At 39.0% G+C, this 17,312-nt stretch carries 13 protein-coding genes; 4 read left to right on the top strand and 9 right to left on the bottom strand.

Annotated features, from left to right (window positions below; translation table 11 throughout):
• The first annotated feature begins 60 nt into the window (after nt 1–60).
• Together MHB44_RS02940 and MHB44_RS02935 are read left to right on the top strand one after the other, a co-directional pair.
• Nucleotides 61–1,338: an IS110 family transposase gene (locus tag MHB44_RS02940; protein WP_341299573.1), complete on the top strand. Its 1,278-nt coding sequence runs from the start codon at nt 61–63 to the stop codon at nt 1,336–1,338.
• Between the two features lie 395 nt (nt 1,339–1,733).
• Entirely contained in the window at nt 1,734–2,564 is an 831-nt protein-coding gene (locus MHB44_RS02935) for a hypothetical protein (protein WP_341301530.1), read from the top strand.
• Nucleotides 2,565–2,884: 320 nt separating this feature from the next.
• Here the strand turns inward: MHB44_RS02935 and MHB44_RS02930 are convergent, their stop codons facing one another.
• Both MHB44_RS02930 and MHB44_RS02925 read right to left on the bottom strand, forming a co-directional pair.
• Nucleotides 2,885–3,838 carry an L-threonine 3-dehydrogenase gene (locus MHB44_RS02930; RefSeq protein WP_341301529.1) on the bottom strand — a complete coding sequence of 318 codons (954 nt, stop codon included), beginning with the start codon at nt 3,836–3,838 and terminating at the stop codon, nt 2,885–2,887.
• 328 nt (nt 3,839–4,166) lie between these two features.
• Nucleotides 4,167–5,837, bottom strand: coding sequence for a methyl-accepting chemotaxis protein (locus MHB44_RS02925; protein ID WP_341301528.1), 1,671 nt, complete (start codon nt 5,835–5,837; stop codon nt 4,167–4,169).
• A 260-nt stretch (nt 5,838–6,097) separates the two neighbouring features.
• Here MHB44_RS02925 and MHB44_RS02920 point away from each other — a divergent pair, with 260 nt between their 5' ends.
• Nucleotides 6,098–7,273 carry an FtsW/RodA/SpoVE family cell cycle protein gene (locus MHB44_RS02920; RefSeq protein WP_341301527.1) on the top strand — a complete coding sequence of 392 codons (1,176 nt, stop codon included), beginning with the start codon at nt 6,098–6,100 and terminating at the stop codon, nt 7,271–7,273.
• A gap of 184 nt (nt 7,274–7,457) precedes the next feature.
• Here MHB44_RS02920 and MHB44_RS02915 read toward each other — a convergent pair whose 3' ends face one another.
• The 7 genes from MHB44_RS02915 to MHB44_RS02885 form a co-directional block, all read right to left on the bottom strand.
• Nucleotides 7,458–7,679 carry a hypothetical protein gene (locus tag MHB44_RS02915; RefSeq protein ID WP_341301526.1) on the bottom strand — a complete coding sequence of 74 codons (222 nt, stop codon included), beginning with the start codon at nt 7,677–7,679 and terminating at the stop codon, nt 7,458–7,460.
• A 198-nt stretch (nt 7,680–7,877) separates the two neighbouring features.
• Complete coding sequence (gene tnpB, locus MHB44_RS02910) at nt 7,878–9,029, bottom strand: IS200/IS605 family element RNA-guided endonuclease TnpB (RefSeq protein WP_341302910.1); 1,152 nt, start codon at nt 9,027–9,029, stop codon at nt 7,878–7,880.
• A gap of 317 nt (nt 9,030–9,346) precedes the next feature.
• The gene (locus MHB44_RS02905) at nt 9,347–10,867 is read right to left on the bottom strand and encodes a CoA-acylating methylmalonate-semialdehyde dehydrogenase (protein ID WP_341301525.1); all 1,521 of its coding nucleotides are present in this window, start codon (nt 10,865–10,867) and stop codon (nt 9,347–9,349) included.
• Nucleotides 10,868–10,880: 13 nt separating this feature from the next.
• On the bottom strand, nt 10,881–11,999 hold the full coding sequence (gene ald / locus MHB44_RS02900; protein ID WP_341301524.1) for an alanine dehydrogenase: 1,119 nt from the start codon (nt 11,997–11,999) through the stop codon (nt 10,881–10,883).
• A gap of 11 nt (nt 12,000–12,010) precedes the next feature.
• Nucleotides 12,011–13,360: an aspartate aminotransferase family protein gene (locus MHB44_RS02895; RefSeq protein ID WP_341301523.1), complete on the bottom strand. Its 1,350-nt coding sequence runs from the start codon at nt 13,358–13,360 to the stop codon at nt 12,011–12,013.
• A gap of 167 nt (nt 13,361–13,527) precedes the next feature.
• Nucleotides 13,528–15,066 (bottom strand): PucR family transcriptional regulator ligand-binding domain-containing protein, encoded by a 1,539-nt coding sequence (locus MHB44_RS02890; RefSeq protein WP_341301522.1) that lies wholly within the window; start codon nt 15,064–15,066, stop codon nt 13,528–13,530.
• Nucleotides 15,067–15,149: 83 nt separating this feature from the next.
• Entirely contained in the window at nt 15,150–15,941 is a 792-nt protein-coding gene (locus tag MHB44_RS02885) for a carbon-nitrogen family hydrolase (RefSeq protein ID WP_341301521.1), read from the bottom strand.
• A gap of 195 nt (nt 15,942–16,136) precedes the next feature.
• Here MHB44_RS02885 and MHB44_RS02880 point away from each other — a divergent pair, with 195 nt between their 5' ends.
• Nucleotides 16,137–17,306, top strand: a complete 1,170-nt coding sequence (locus MHB44_RS02880; protein ID WP_341301520.1) for a pyridoxal phosphate-dependent aminotransferase — start codon at nt 16,137–16,139, stop codon at nt 17,304–17,306.
• Nucleotides 17,307–17,312 lie beyond the last annotated feature (6 nt).

Below are 17,312 nucleotides of genomic sequence, written 5' to 3'. Positions count from 1 at the left end.
GCGGGGTGTCAAATCATCGACGAATTGACCCCTAATTTGTTCACCAAGGAGGACTCCACTATGCATTCTAATACGAACCAAAAAATTAATCAAGTTTCTGAACAGACGTTAGTCATTGGCATCGACATCGCCAAACATAAACATTTCGCTTGTGCCATCGATGACCGAGGGCGTGTGCTCCAACAATCATTTCCAATTGCCCAATCACGCATTGGATTTGAAGGCTTTTATGAACGCTTGCTTGCCTTAAAAGCAGCGCATGGCAAACAAGAAATCCTCGTTGGTTTCGAACCAACAGGTCACTACTGGATGAACCTAGCAGCGTTTTTAACAAACTACGGGATTCCCTTTGTGATGGTGAATCCGATGCACGTCAATCGTTCGAAAGAATTAGATGACAACCTGCAAACGAAAAATGACCAAAAGGACGCGCTTGTCATCGCTCGTTTAATGCGAGATGGCCGCTTTAGTTATCCACGGATGTTAGTGGGGGTAGAAGCAGAACTCCGCAATGGGGCGACGTTACGTGCCAAGATACAAGCCGATTTAAATGCCCTTCAAAATCGCATCATTCGTTGGTTAGACCGCTTTTTCCCAGAGTTTACCCAAGTGTTTAAAAGCTTCGGAAAAATGGCGTATGCGGTGCTTGAAAAAACACCATTCCCAATGGATATTCAAGGGAAAACACTGGAAGAACTCCTCTTCCTGTATCGCCAAGTAGAAGGGATGAAAAGTCCCCAGCTACCAAAGGCTAAACAATTAGTCGCGCTAGCCCCTCATTCGATTGGACTAACGGAAGGACTTGTGATGGCCCGTGTTGAAATCGCCACACTTCTTGCGCAGTACCAGCTGATGCAGGCACAGCTTGACGAATTAACCGCTCAACTAGTCGAGTTAGCGAAACAAATGACGGATTATGAATACCTCGCATCGGTTCCTGGGATGGGCGATGTGACCATTGTCAATTTCCTGTCCGAAGTCGGTTCTTTGACCCAATACAATCACCCACGCCAATTAATCAAACTAGCGGGGTTAACTTTACGGGAGAACTCTTCCGGGCAACAGAAAGGACAAAAACGAATCTCGAAGCGAGGGAGACGTCAATTACGTGCGCTTCTGTTCCGCGTCATGATGCCCTTAATTTTGCATAATCCAGCGTTTAAAGCACTACACGAACATTACACCACACGCGCCATGAATCCGCTACGTAAAAAGCAGTCGATTGTCGTGCTGTGTGGCAAGTTACTGAAGATTTTACATGCCTTGTGCAAAAAGAAAACGGTGTTTAACGCCCAGCGAATGATGAACGATTTCACCCAGCTTCAAAGCGTAGCGTAAGCGGTACGAACAACAGTCAAAATCAAGAGGATGACACGGAGAAGCCGGCATTATTTATCCCATTCGACGATGCAAATAGCTAAGAGTCCCTAAAGGAGCATCGCCAGCCTCTGCCTTATGAAGAGACCGAACGAAGGAATGTACGCGCTAACCAAGACGCCTAGAGACATGGGAGGGTACGTCCTCATAAGCAACGCAGAGATCCAATGTGCATCATATAACGGAACGGAAAGTTAATGATTACCAATTAACGTTAGCGTAGCGTACCCACCAACTGTTAAACAATTGCATTAGTAGAAAATAACGAGAAAGAAGGACAAGAAAAAAATATTTTTTCAGTGATCAAATCGGGTCAAACCGTTGATATACCAATATTTATAGAGGGAGGTATTTTCGTGAAGAAAAGTACTATATTATGTTCATTAGGATTAGTAAGTATTTTAGGATTATCAACTACAGTCAATGCTTTTAGTACTAATGAACAAACTAACTCTAAAATAGAAATAAACGGTATAAATAATGTATCAGTGGAAGAAATTAAGCATAAAATGCTTAATTCGATTGATAATTACGAAACAGTTTCTGGAACGTATCATACTTACTTAAAACCTTTAGGAATTGATACATTGTCTAATTTCGAAATTGATGAGAGTAGAAATCCAGGAAGTTATATTGAAGAAATAGATAATAAAACTGGATATAGCATAGTTAGACAATCCGATGGTAAACAATTTGCTGAGATAAACCATAAAGCTAAAGAATATATGGTGGCAACAGTAGTAAATCAATCGAAGGAATTTGATACATCTAAACCGAGAGCTTTTAAAAACACAAATGATCAAATGGAATATATATATAGACCTGATCCTGCTGTTGCATATAATGATGTAACATTCCCTCAAGTGTATGCATTTTGGTTAGAAGATAATATTACCTCAATAACACCAGATACACATCTAAATCGAGATGTAAATGTTATTAAAGGAAAATTATCTAAAGATTTATCAGAAAAAAGGAAATCTAAGTCTTTCGAAATGTGGGTTGATAATAAAACTGGAGTTTTGTTAAAACTTATTGATAGAAATTCCGAGGGTGAAGTAATAAATAAAATTGAAGTTACATCCATAGAGTTTGATATAAATCCAAATAATTCTAAATTATCTGAATTTAATTTAACTGATATACCAAATGAATATAAAAACTTATCATTAGAAAATCGAAAATGACCCCTGTACATAAGGCAGAGGTCAAAAAAGCATTTATCTAACCAGTTGTCGGTATTGTACCGGCGACTGGTGTTTAGTTTCGGCTATTCAGATACATAGTTTCTATAAAATGTATCCTATAAGAAAGACACTTTTAAAAAGGTCTGAACTGAGCCCAACATACTAAACGGATTCAAATAAGGGTGTGAAGTAAGCCAGTTTTTAATACGGATTCTCAAACGATCCCAAGGACTGTTCGGCTTTCCTTCACTTCTACTATAAAAAAATAGTAGCACAAACCATGGCCTTGGTTTGTACTACTAATGTTAGTATGTTTTTTATTATGAAATTGCCTTTTTTTGCAGTTTAACTTTTAGCTTCTCTAACATATCTGCTGTCATTTTTGCTAAGTCATACTTTGCTTTAAAATTCCATTCTTGTTGAGCCGCTTCGATATTTAAAGAGTTTGGCCAGCTATCTGCAATGGCTTGACGTACTGGATCAACCTCATAGTTCATCTTGAAATGTGGTATATGCTTTTTAATTTCTGCTGCTAGCTGTGATGGCTCAAAGCTCATTGCTGTAATATTAAACGCATTGCGATGAACAAGCTTGCTGCTATCTGCCTCCATTAAATCCACAATAGCCTGCAATGCATCTGGCATATACATCATATCCATATACGTACCTTCTTGAATATAAGATGTATATTTCCCCTGTTCAATCGCTTCATAGAAGATTTCGACTGCATAATCTGTTGTACCGCCGCCTGGAGGTGTTACATAGGAAATTAATCCAGGGAAACGCACACCACGTGTATCTACACCAAAACGATTAAAATAGTAGTCACATAATAATTCACCTGCTACCTTATTAACGCCATACATCGTTGTTGGTCGTTGCAAAGTATCCTGCGGTGTATCCTCCTTTGGTGTAGATGGGCCAAATGCGCCTATTGAGCTTGGCGTGAAAAACTGCATGTTTAGCTCACGTGAAACCTCCAAGGCATTCATTAATCCACCCATATTTAAGTTCCAAGCTAATAATGGATTGCGTTCAGCCGTAGCCGATAATAGTGCTGCTAGGTGCATCATCGTATCTGCGCCGAAGTCCTTTGCTAAATCATACATTCTTTGTCCATCTGTCACGTCCAATACTTCAAATGGTCCCTTCGTGTACTCAAGCTTCCGAATATCTGTAGCAAGTATATTGTCCTCTCCATAAATACTACGAAGTTTTTCTACAAGTTCAGAACCAATTTGTCCAAGTGCCCCAGTAACAATAATTTTTTTCATTTCTCAAAACCTCCACATATAAACAATTGTACTTTCCAAAAGTACAAAATATATTTACAAACATTGATTTAATAACACTTTCATTGAAACCAATTATAATGTGTTCGTTTTGAAAATACAACTATTATATTAATAATATCTATAAAAGGAACATACAATCCCTTACTATTTAGTATATGAACACTTAAAAATCTTGTGCTACAAAATCTAAAAAATACAATTGTACACCTAAAAAGGACAAATATGCATTTTTATCAATAAAATTTGCACTAAAAAAAGAAATCTTCTTTGTAGCTTTTTCCAAAGAAAATTTCTTTTCACATAAGGGTTATATTGAAAATCGTTTTACTGCTATTTGCAATACTTTAGAGACCTTGCGTAGCTCTTTAATATAATTATGAAATTGTTGCTGTGCTGTTAATTGATCGGCTGTCAATGTAGCCACATGCTTTGTTGATAGCGTATTTGTATTGGATAATGAGGTTAGCATTAACGCATCCTCACTCACCGTTTTGGTGTGATTGGCAATCTCTTGAACCGTGTTAGACACTTCCATTATATCAGGCTTTATAGTATGTACTTTTTCTAAAATCTGCGCAAAGCTTGACGCTGTTTGTCCTGTTACGGCAACCCCCTTTTCAGTAGCTGCTAACACACCCTTCATCATTTGCACTGCATAATTTGAATCTACATGAATATTTTGTACGATCGTTGTAATCGTTTGTGTAGAATAGACGGTTTGCTCCGCTAGCTTCCGTACCTCATCTGCTACAATAGCAAAGCCTTTTCCATGCTCTCCTGCTCTAGCAGCCTCAATGGATGCATTTAATGCTAATAAATTTGTTTGTGCTGTGATTTTTTCAATGACTTCAACCATTTGGTCGATGGACGAGGCTCGCTCCACTAAATTAGATATAGCTGTATTGGATTTTTCAACTGCCCGTTTAATTGCCTGCATTTGTGTTAGGTTCGCCTGTACAATATCCGTACCACTTTCTGCATCTTGAGCTGTTTTATAGACAAAGCTTTCAACAATCTGAACTTTTTCTAAAATAATCTGTACATCATTTAAAACTTCCTCTAAAGAAGCTGTATTGGACGCTAATTTGGTAGTAGAAGCGGCTGTCGCATCCGAAATTGCTTGGACATCCTTTGCTATCTTTACTGTTACTGTAGAGGATTGCTCAGATGATTCCTGTAATCTCCCCGTCATTTGTTCTACTTCATAGGCACTATCTGTTACTGTATGGAGTAGACGTTTTACCTCTGTTACCATTTGATTGTAGGATAGTACCACCTCCCCTAGCTCATCATGGGCAACATAGCTTGCATTTGCTGTGAAATCGCCCTGTTCGGCTCGCTTTAACACTGACTTCAATTGATGAGTTGGTACATTCACTGCCTTTGTGGCAATGAAACCAATAATCATCACAAGTAGCACCACTGTTAAGCACACCCCACCTAATAGCCAATAGCCAAATTGCACATCCTTTTGATATGTCTGCTGTTGTGTCGTTGCTCGTTGAACTAAATAATTTTGTGTCTCCTCTAATAATGAATGGACCTCTTGACTGTTTGGTAAAAAAACTTGCGTATAAAATGACTCTCGTCCATCCTTAGACAATTGCTGATAGCCTTTCATCAATTCTTCTTGTTGTACGAGTAAAGACTTATACTTTTTAATTTGAAGATTCATTTTTTTATCGATTTCTTGGCTTTCTAAATGCGCTAAAGGTTGCTCCATATTTTTTAAAATACTTGTCATTTCTTGATAAGCTCCCTGCGAATCGACCATCCAATCTAATTGACGTTGTGACTCCTCTAGTTCATTAAGCCAGCCTATTGGCACAAGACCCTGTGTGTAACTTTCACTTGCATGCCACGACATTTTTCTTAAATAATCAATGCTAAATATCCCGATCAAAATATTCGACAACACACACACAATCATAAGCATCAATAATTTGTCCTTCACCTTGATATAACGAAACAAATTCATGATTTCTTGGCTCCTTCTCCAACTCTCATCACTAATCATAGTCCGAAGATATAAAGCCAGTGTTATATTTTTGTAAAGATTGCACAAAGAATTAAGAAGTTATACCCAACGTCTCCTTTCATATAGGTCATTTACTCTAAATAATCATTATCTCAAGCAATGCCATATTTTTTATTTTATTGGTATTCAGCTACTAATGTCTCCAACCTTCCATACATTGCCTCCGTTTATACTATTAGTATATATAGGGGGTGTTACATTTGACGCAATTTAAAAGGTTGGATGGGAGTTTAATTGCGGCGCTTCTTTTCCTTGGCGGTATCAGTTGCCTTTTTGTCTATTCAAGCAGTACCAATTTTGAGCAATACGCCAGCTCTTTTATCCTGAAGCAATTTATATTTTATAGCATTGGGTTTGCAATTATGTTTGGCATTTCCTTGCTCGACATTGAACAATTAAAGAAGATTGGCTGGCCATTTTATGGATTGATGGTCGCGCTCACTGCTGGGCTAATAATCGCCCCTGAAAGTATAGCTCGAACAATTAACCAGGCTAAATCATGGTATCAAATACCGTTTTTAGGGTCATTTCAGCCATCGGAATTTTTAAAATTCGCTTTTTTAATTGTCGTTAGTAAGGTTATTATTGCCCATCAAGAGAAAAACGTACGCCCCTCCTATCTAGCAGATCTATGGCTACTAGTAAAAATTGGGTTCATTGTTCTTCCACCAGCACTTCTTGTTTATAGGCAGCCTGACACAGGAATGGTTATGCTCTATATGGCGATGATTTTACCGATGATATTCTTTTCAGGTATTCAACGGAAGCTACTTGTTATTTTTACTGCTGTTCCTGTAGTAATTACCAGTACAGTTGTTGTACTTTATATAAGCTTTAATGAATTTTTTACGGAGAAAATTTTAGGAGCCTTATCGGGACATCAGGTTTCTCGTATTTATGGTTGGCTACAGCCTTATGAGTATACAGATTCCTCATTCCAAGTACGGCAAGGCTTTTTAGCAATAGGTTCTGGAGAAATAGCTGGGAAGGGTTACCTAAATAACAATGTCTATGTGCCTGAAAAGCATACAGATTTTATTTTTTCAGCGATTGCGGAGGAATTTGGCTTTATTGGCGGAGCATTTGTTATTATTCTTCTATTTTTTGTAATCTATCGGATTGTGTTAATTACAGTCGAGGCAAGAGATCCATTTATGATGCTAATGGGAGCTGGTATTTCAAGTTTATTGGCCTTCCAAATTACGCAAAATATTGGTATGACGATTGGTCTTTTACCCGTGACAGGTGTAACATTACCCTTTTTAAGCTATGGTGGAAGCTCACTGTTATCAAATTTTATGCTTATCGGCATTGTAATGATTATTCATAAATCTTATAAAGGCTATATGTTTAAGAACTTAGGAGATGATATGTAAATGAACACAAGAATGCGTTTATTGCTTCTATTAGCAGGTGGTGGTTTGTTACTATTAGTTCTTCGCCTTGCCTTTCTTATGCTGTAATGGAAAAAAGGTTTCTTAAGTGACGGACCTAAGAAACCTTTTATTTTTACTCGACTAGAAATTGAATCAAACGCCTTTTAACGCACCCTACATTTTATTATTCAAAATCCAACTCTTTTTTAGGAAGAATAGAGCTAGACTCCTCTGTTGGCTTCACTAATTTTTTCCGTTGTGTCACCAAATAGAAGAACATGACTACAGCAACAACCACACATGTAAATAAAATTTGTGAGCGCATGGAATCAATAAAGAACATTGCAATTAATAATGCAGTGGTAGCCAGTATTGTGAAATATGTTAAATAAGGGAATAACCACATTCTCACCTTTTTTTAAATGCGTTTGTTGCTCCATACTTTCACCTCTTCTTCAAGAATGTGTGATCGCTTACATAGAATCTTACAGGTTCTTATTTGGTGGCGTAATAGACAAAATTTGAACTACTCCTACTTAACACCCTCACAGGTTGTTTGAAGTGGGAGCTTCCTAAGAACACCAGCGTTACCGCCAGTTATGGATTAGGCTATCCCCGTAGTCCCTACGGTTAGCAGTCTTATTGCTTCATTTTTAAGATTTTGTCCTGCGTTCCTATCTCTATCGTGATGTGTGCCGCAAGAAGGGCAATCCCACTCACGAAGGTTGAGATGCTTCACGTCTTTATTTTGGTAGCCACAGCACGAACAAAGTTGACTGGAAGCAAATGTTTTTGATACAGCCACTACCTGTTTGCCATACCATTTCGCTTTGTACTCAAGTATGGTTCTAAATTGCGACCATGCTGCTTCACTAATTGCCTTCGCTAACCTGTGGTTTTTTAGCATATTGGACACTTGCAAATCTTCAATACCGATGACATCGTGGTTTTTGATGATGTCAGTAGAGATTTTTTGCAAATAGTCTGTTCTGGCATGCACTATTTTTTCATGAATACGTGCGACTTTCACCCTTTGTTTTTGGTAGTTTCTTGCTTCCTCTAACGGCTTCTTTTGCTGCAAAGCACTTTCTTTTCGCTTGGACAACATACGCTGTTCTTTCGCCAGTTTCTTTTCAAGTGAACGGAAAAACTTAGGATTTTTATACACCGTGCCAGTAGAAAGAATCGCAAAATCTTTAAGACCAACGTCCATACCGACCGAAGAGCCTGTTTTTTCTAATGGTTGCACGTCTGTTTCCACAAGAATCGAGACAAAGTATTTACTACTTGGATTTCGTCTGATGGTCGCGCTAAGAATACGCCCTTCAACCTCACGACTTTTTGCAAACTTGACGAATCCAAGTTTGGGTAACTTGATTTTGTTTCCTACAATCGTAATATTGCCGTTCGTGTGCTTTGTTGTGTAGGTTTGTACTTTATTATTTTTAGACTTGAAACGTGGGGCTTTGTTCTGTTTCTTGAAAAATCGTGCATACGCATCCGCAAGGTTTTTAAGGGAGGATTGGAGCGCAATGCTGTCTACTTCTTTCAACCATACGAATTCTTTTTTTAACTGCGTTAATTCGGCAGAACATGAATGGTAAGTGAATGCTTTGCTTGTTTCTTTGGAAGCAGCCTTCCATTTTGCTAAAAAATAATTGAAGACAAAACGCGAACAACCGATTGTTTTAGCTATAAAGATTTCTTGTTCTTTGTTTGGATAGATTCTAAATTTGTATGCTTTGTTGACCAACACACGAAATACCTCCCTCTTTGCCCGAATGTTTGTTTCTATTTTAACCGAAAGGACGTGGCTTTGGCTATCGCCAACCGCCATTCATCACCCCCTTACGCATTCGGCTACGCCCTACACATGCCTTGAAGGGGGCGTCTTCTGTCGGAAAACGATAAAATGTTGGACACTTGTTTCACACAAAATGTAAAACAACATATTGTTGATTATATAAGCAAAAATAATACATTAAACATAATTGTTATTCATTACTTTGTCGTTTTCAAAAGAAAAACTACACAGAAAATTGACATTTTCTGCGTAGTTTTATTTTACTTTATCTATGAATTATTACTTGGGAATGCAAACGTTGATCCTGTATTTTCAGCAGGTGATAACCAGCGCTCTGAAATCGTCTTTGTTTTTGTAAAGAAACGTGCTTGGTCAGGACCAAACATATGCCCCTCACCAAAGCGCGAGCCTTTAAAGCCTGCAAAATTATAGTAGCCAACTGGAATTGGAATTGGAACATTCACACCCACCATACCTACGTCAATTTCTGTCGTAAACTTACGAGATGCAAGACCATCATTTGTAAATATTGTTACACCATTCGCTAATTCATGACTGTTGATTAAGGTAATAGCTTCATCTAATGAATTGACACGTACAACATTACGCACAGGGCCAAAAACTTCCTGCTCATAAATTTCCATTCCTGGTTTCACATGGTCTAGTAATGTTGGTGCAAGGAAGAAGCCGTTTGAGTTTTTCGTAATCTCTGCTTCACGACCGTCACATACAACAACAGCCCCTTCTTGCTCGCCACGATTAATGGCAGCCAGTACTTGCTCCTTTGATTGCTGTGAAATCACAGGACCAAAGTCTGTTTCAGGATTTGTATACACGCCTACTTTTAAAGCATCAATTTTTTGCTTTAAAATTGCTACAATGCGCTCTGCTGTATCTTCGCCAACCGCAATCAGTGTGGAAATCGCCATACAGCGCTGTGACGCTGCGCCATATGCCGCACCGATAAAGGCACTTGCTACTTGTTCTAAGTCGGCATCTGGCATTACGACCATATTATTTTTACCACCACCAAGTGCTGTGACACGCTTGCCGTATTTCGCACCTGTTTCATAAATATATTTTGCTACAGGTGTAGAGCCTACAAAGGAAATTGCTTGAACAGCAGGGTTCTCTAACAGCTCATTAACCGCGTCTTTATCGCCATTCACAACCGTCCAAATACCATCTGGTAAGCCTGCTTGCTTCCAAAGCTCACTGACAAATAAGGCTGTCATTGGCACCTTTTCGGATGCTTTTAAAATCACTGCATTGCCCACCGCAATCGCCATACTGGTTTGCGCAAGAGGCACCATAATTGGGAAGTTAAATGGAGAAATGGCTGCCACAACGCCAAGCGGATATTTTGCGGAATAAGCATTAATCCCGCCACCAACATTAACAGAGTACTCACCCTTCACTAAATGCGGAGCACCGATGGCAAGGTCCACTGATTCCAGACCGCGTGTAACCTCTCCTTTTGCATCCTCGACAGTTTTACCGCTCTCTGAACAAATAATATCAATTAATTTCTCTTTGTTTTCCTCAAGTAAGTTACGGAATTGTAGGATGACTTGCGCACGTCTTGCTACTGATAAATCACGCCAAGCAGGGAAAGCTGCCTGTGCTGTCGCAATTGCATGTTGAGTTTCCTCTTTTGTCGCTAAAGGTACTTTCGCAATCACCTCACCGGTTGATGGATTATAAACATCTCCAAAGCGACCACTCGTACCCGCTACCGCTTCACCATTAATAAAATGTGTCAACTCTTTCACTGAAACTAATTCTGTCATTATTGAACTCCTCCTAAACTGTTACAAGTGTTTGTAATGGGTTATAAGGCAAGTTATGCGCAATGGCTACTTGCTCATAAACAATTTGACCTCGGTAGACATTCAAGCCTAGCACCAATGGCTTATTCTGTGCAATAGCCGCTTCAACGCCTACATTGGCAAGCAATAATGCATATGGAATTGTGTTATTTGTTAAGGCAATTGTAGATGTGCGTGGAACAGCTCCAGGCATATTACCAACTGCGTAATGAACAACACCATGTTTCACATAGATCGGGTCCTCATGGGTTGTCACACGATCTGAAGATTCAAAAATACCACCTTGATCTATCGCCACATCTACCAATACCGAGCCTGGCTGCATTGCCTGAACCATTGCCTCTGTTACTAGCTTCGGTGCTTTTGCTCCTGGGATCAATACCGCTCCAACAACTAAGTCTGCCTCTGCTACTGCTTTCGCAATATTAAATGGATTTGAAATCAATGTTTGAATACTGCGACCAAATTGTGCTTCAAGCTGACGAAGACGAACAGGATTAATATCTAAAATTGTGACTTGTGCTCCCATACCGATAGCGATTTGTGCTGCATTTTCCCCAGCCATACCACCACCAATAATCGCGACTTTCCCACGCTCAACACCAGAAACACCGCCCAATAAAATACCTTTACCGCCATTAATTTTCTCTAAATACTGCGCACCAATTTGTGTAGCCATACGTCCTGCAACCTCACTCATCGGTGATAGCAGTGGTAATGAACGGTCTGGTAATTGTACTGTTTCATAGGCAATTGCCGTAACATTTTTCTCAATCAACGCCTTTGTTAATTCCTCATCTGCCGCTAAATGCAAATAAGTGAATAAAATAAGACCATCACGGAAATATTGGTATTCTGATACAATTGGCTCTTTTACCTTTAATACCATATCAACATTCCATGCTTCACGAGCAGTAGCAACAATCGTAGCGCCTGCTTCTGTATATAACGCATCCGTAAAGCTAGAGCCAGCTCCTGCATTTGTTTCAATAACAACCTCATGTCCAGCCGTTACAAGTGATACCACACCTGCTGGAGTAATTGCGACACGATTTTCTAATACTTTAATTTCTTTTGGAATACCAATACGCATGTTCTTTCCTCCTATTGATGCTGTGCAAAAGCATTTGCCAATGCTTCGACAATTGTATTTTTCTCTTCAATTGTTAACGTAAGTGGTGGTGATAATGTTAGTACATTATTAAAGCCTGCTGTCGTTGTACCATTTTTCCCAATAATGACACCTTGCTTTTTACAAGCAGCAATAATTGCATTTGTATACGAAATATCAACAGGTTTTTTTGTCTGCTTATCTTCAACAAGCTCAATTCCTACTAGTAAGCCTTTACCACGAATATTACCAACATGCGGATGGTTCGCTAAGCGCTCTGTTAGCTCCTCGAATAAAATAGCGCCCATTTCCTCAGAGCGAGTAAATAATTGCTCGCGCTCCATAATTTCAATGTTCTTCAATGCAACGGCACACGCAGCAGGAGAGCCTCCAAATGTATTGACATGGCGTAAAAACTCATAATCACCTGCTGCCATAAATGCTTCATAAATTTCACGCTTTACAGCTGTTGCTGATAGTGGCATATAGGCACTTGTTAAGCCCTTTGCCATTGTAATAATATCAGGCTGCACACCATAATTTTGGAAACCAAATGCCTTGCCTGTACGACCCAAACCACAAATTACCTCGTCTACAATCATCAGTGCGCCATGCTTATCACAAACTTCACGAATACCTTTTAAATATTGATCATTTGGTACAAGTACGCCACCACCTGTAATAATTGGCTCCATAATCATTGCTGCAATTGTTTCAGATAGCTCCCATGTCATGGTACGGTCTACTTCTTGAACAGAAGGCAAATCAATTGGATTTTCCGCTTCCTCCGGAGAACGATACATATCAGGCGGTGTCACATGCAGGAAGCCAGGAGCTAATCCCTCATACTTAAATTTACGCTGTGCCTGTCCTGTTGCTGCAAGTGAGGCACTCGTATTACCATGATACGCACGGTAGCGTGAAATGATTTTTGTACGCTCATGCTGCCCTGTTTGTTTATGGTATTGACGAGCAATTTTAAAGGCTACCTCATTGGCCTCAGAGCCGCTGTTTGAATAGAAAATAACATAGTCGCCACCAAGCAACTCACTAATTTTTTCACTCAATAAAATCGCAGAAGTATGACTATAGGAAAGTGGTGTATAGCAGTTTTGCACAAGCTGATTGTAAGCAGCCTTTGCAATTTCTTCGCGACCATAGCCAACATTGACACACCATAAACCTGCCATCGCATCTAAATAACGGTTGCCATCAATATCAGTTACCCAAACCCCTTCTGATTTTTCGATAATCATTGTATTTTGAGGATTATATGGACTCATTGCATGCCAAACAAATTGTTCATCCTTTGTACGCCAATCAAAATCTGTTGCATTTTTCATATTCATCGTACCTCCCTGTATTAGTTGGTACATTTAGTATGCATGAAAGTGGAAGGGCTTTCATTAGTCAAAGTGTAAGATCATTTAGATCAAACATATAACAAAATGGCAAGTCTATAAAAAAAGGCGCTTCAAATAAACATTTGAAACACCCTTTTTCTGCTATACTATTCATCAATAAGGCGCAACATAAGCTCTATCGCTAAGCGCTGATCCCCCTTCATAAAATCCTTGCCAATAATCGATTCAATTTTCTCCAAACGATGGTATAGTGTTTGCCGTACAATAAATAATTCCTGCGCCGTTTCCTTTTTTAAGCCATTCATTTCTAAATATTTCGTTAATGTGCGCACTAGTTGGCCATTAAATTGCTGATCATATTCAAATAAGGGGGACAAATATTGTCTTGCAACATCTAAAAAGACCTTATCCTTCCGCAATTGTAAAAGCATATGCTGTAATGGCAGGTCATCAAAAAAATAAGAAAGCTTTTTATTATGCTTACGAATAAAAATTGTATTTTTAGCCGTTTCATAGCTTCTAAATACATCTTGTAGGCTGTTGACATAATGACCAAAGCCTAAAATATTTGGCATATCCTCTTGGCTTTTCTCATTCATTTCCCTTACAACCGCTTCAAGCCGTTGCTTATAATCATTTTTCCCCCACATATCCGCTATTATAAAAATTAACTCTCGATTTTCTTCAACTGTACAAGAAAAGAATCCATATTTCTCTAAAATATTATGTATAAACAATTTATGGTACGTTAGATTTTGATTTTTATTGAACCTCGTAATACGCTGTATCATCACAATCCATGAACACTTGATTGTTTTCGGCGCATAGTCCTCCAAAAATAATTGGATATCCTGCACTGTTAGCTCATTGTGCAGCCATTGTGTCAAAATCAGTCGATTTTCATTGCCTTGTTTTTCATCAATATATAAATCTCTTAATAAATAATTCGCCAAAGCTACACTTGTACGATCTAAAATTAACGTATCTAGCTCCGTTAAAATACGATTGACAGAATAGATATAAATGGTGCCATATTTTTGCTGTAATAAATAAATATCCTTTGATAGAAAATGCTCTGTGTCACTAGGAGCTGTCTGCCTTAAATGATGAAATAGTGTTTGTTGTGTATTAGGAATATATAGAATGTCTTCTCCCTTTAATTCAAAAGCAATCGATACGTTTAAATACTTATGCATCCTCATTAGTAATTGCTCATAATTTGTCGCATATAATGCCAGCTTATGTAAATCCTGCGCATAGGACTCTAAATGCTGAAGTAGCTCATATTGCTGATTAATCAGTAGTTTATGGAGATCTTGTGTAATTTCAACGAACGGTACAACATTTGTAAAAGTAACAATAGGAAAGGCTAACGCATTCGCACACTGTATAACGCTATCTGGAATACGCTCAATATGCTTCCCTAATTCCACACAAAGACCTGCTGCATCCAATTGAGAAAGTTTTTTTATAAAATCAATAAAAACCTCTTCACCTCGTGCAATCGGAATACCTGTCGTTAAAATTAACTCTCCTCCCTTTACAAATGGTTCAATATCTAAAGATTCTAATATATGCACCCATTTTACATAACGTTGAAGGTTCCCATGTCCTGCGACGACCTTCGCCTTCTCAAAATGCTTTCTCGTCATTACCGATTCAATTGTTAATAAAAATTCAGTCATAGGATTGGTAGTATTCCTTTCTATCGTCTATTTTCAAATGAAGAAAGGCTATCTGCTCTCTTAGCTAAATAGCCTTCCATAAGTTATTTTTGAAGAATACCATCATAGAGTGTTGGTCTACGGTCATCGTATACTGGAATTCTGTTACGTACTTCATCAACAATGGAAAAGTCTACATCAATGACAGCCACTTCCTCATCCTCTGCGCCTGTCCATAGTACCTCGCCCCATGGCTGAATAATCATTGATTGTCCATTAAAATTTTCTACCTTTTTCGCAATACGATTCACCGCAATCACAAAGCATTGATTTTCAATGGCACGTGCTTGCAGCAACGTTTTCCAATGATCAATTCGAGGCGTTGGCCATTGTGCAGGTACAAATAACACCTTTGCCCCTTGTAATGCATGTGCACGTAGCCATTCAGGGAAACGAATATCGTAGCAAATCACACCAGCAGCCTCAAGGTCACCAAGGGCAAAGCGATTCATCTCATCTCCTGCCTCTAAATAAAGATGCTCATCCATTAAACGGAAAAGATGTGCCTTGCTATATTCACCAACTAGCTCACCATTTTTATCAAATATATACATTGTATTATAAAATTTATCGCCTTTTTTTGTTGATACAGAGCCACCAACAATATGTATAGCAAGCTCTTTCGATAAATTTGCCAAAAATGCCTTTGTCCGCTCTCCATTCACATCCGCTAGCTCAGGTAGCTTCTCCAATGCATAGCCCGTATTCCACATTTCAGGCAATACAACAATCTCTGCCCCCCGCTGTGCGACTTCGCGAATCTTTTCTTCAGCGCGCACAAAATTTTCCTCCACCTTGCCAAAGCCAACATTTAATTGAATACAACCGATTTTCATGCCGATTCCTCCTCTAAATAGATAACTAAATTTTCATAGTTTTCATTATACTATATGTACTTATCTTCCAAGTAATCTATCTATAACTAACCATTAATAGTAATAATAAAGACTAGACAATTCACGAAAAAAATAATAGTATTGGCAACATATTCTTTAACAATAATTATTATATTCTGAAAAAGGTGAACCTATATGGAATTTTCTAAAAAGCTTCAACAGCTACCTACACAATTTTTTGCAGCACTTGTGCAAAAAGTAAATGCTGCGCTGGAAGAAGGGCGCGATATTATTAATCTTGGACAAGGAAATCCTGACCAGCCAACACCGCCTCATATTATTCAAGCATTACAGGAGGCTGCTGAAAATCCTCAAAATCACAAATATTCGCCATTTCGTGGTATTGCTGAATTACGTCAAGCTGCGGCAGACTTTTATCAGCGTGAATACCAGGTGGATATTAATCCAGACACAGAAGTAGCTATCCTTGGTGGCACAAAAATCGGGCTGGTAGAGCTACCTTTAGCGGTGTTAAATCCTGGTGATACAATGCTTTTACCAGACCCAGGCTATCCAGATTACTTATCTGGCACGGTATTAGGCGATGTAAATTTTGAAGTGATGCCACTTTTTGCTGAAAATAATTTCTTGCCTGATTATCATGCCCTATCTGAGGAAGTAAAGGAAAAGGCAAAATTACTTTACTTAAATTATCCAAACAATCCTACAGGTGGTACGGCAACACTTGAATTTTTTGAGGAAACGGTACGCTTTGCCAAAGAGCATAATATCGTCGTGTCGCATGATTTTGCTTATGGTGCAATCGGCTTCGATGGCAACAAGCCTGTTAGCTTCTTACAGGCAGAAGGCGCAAAAGAAGTTGGTATTGAAATGTATACGTTATCCAAAACTTACAATATGGCAGGCTGGCGTATAGGCTTTGCAGTTGGTCATGCCGATATAATCGCTGCCATTAATCTGATTCAAGACCATTTATTTTGTAGCCAATTCCCCGCTGTTCAGCAGGCTGCCGCAGTAGCACTGACAGCCTCTCAAGCATGTGCGGAGGAACTAAGAGCTACCTATGAACGTCGGCGAAATGTGCTGATTGAAGAAGCTCACCGTATTGGCTGGCAGGTAACCGCGCCAAAGGGCTCCTTCTTTGCATGGCTGCCTGTACCATTCGGCTATACAAGCGAGCAATTCGCTGATTTATTGCTTGAAAAAGCGGATATTGCTGTTGCAGCAGGCAATGGCTTTGGACAATATGGCGAGGGCTATGTGCGCGTTGGCTTACTCGTTAGCGAGGAACGCTTACGTGAAGCAATTCACAGAATTGAAAAGCTACAACTCTTTAATATATAGCACTGC

This window comes from Lysinibacillus sp. FSL H8-0500 (assembly GCF_038051955.1).
Lineage (GTDB): Bacteria > Bacillota > Bacilli > Bacillales_A > Planococcaceae > Lysinibacillus > Lysinibacillus macroides.
The sequence above is the reverse complement of the archived record's forward strand: the minus strand, read 5'-3'. Positions and strand labels throughout refer to the sequence as shown.

Excerpts from the sequence above, each read along its gene's own strand:
- MHB44_RS02940 (WP_341299573.1), top strand. The coding sequence starts at position 61 with ATGCATTCTAATACGAACCAAAAAATTAATCAAGTTTCTGAACAGACG.
- MHB44_RS02930 (WP_341301529.1), bottom strand. The coding sequence starts at position 3,838 with ATGAAAAAAATTATTGTTACTGGGGCACTTGGACAAATTGGTTCTGAA.
- MHB44_RS02925 (WP_341301528.1), bottom strand. The coding sequence starts at position 5,837 with ATGAATTTGTTTCGTTATATCAAGGTGAAGGACAAATTATTGATGCTT.
- MHB44_RS02915 (WP_341301526.1), bottom strand. The coding sequence starts at position 7,679 with ATGTGGTTATTCCCTTATTTAACATATTTCACAATACTGGCTACCACT.
- MHB44_RS02905 (WP_341301525.1), bottom strand. The coding sequence starts at position 10,867 with ATGACAGAATTAGTTTCAGTGAAAGAGTTGACACATTTTATTAATGGT.
- ald (WP_341301524.1), bottom strand. The coding sequence starts at position 11,999 with ATGCGTATTGGTATTCCAAAAGAAATTAAAGTATTAGAAAATCGTGTC.
- MHB44_RS02895 (WP_341301523.1), bottom strand. The coding sequence starts at position 13,360 with ATGAAAAATGCAACAGATTTTGATTGGCGTACAAAGGATGAACAATTT.
- MHB44_RS02890 (WP_341301522.1), bottom strand. The coding sequence starts at position 15,066 with ATGACTGAATTTTTATTAACAATTGAATCGGTAATGACGAGAAAGCAT.
- MHB44_RS02885 (WP_341301521.1), bottom strand. The coding sequence starts at position 15,941 with ATGAAAATCGGTTGTATTCAATTAAATGTTGGCTTTGGCAAGGTGGAG.
- MHB44_RS02880 (WP_341301520.1), top strand. The coding sequence starts at position 16,137 with ATGGAATTTTCTAAAAAGCTTCAACAGCTACCTACACAATTTTTTGCA.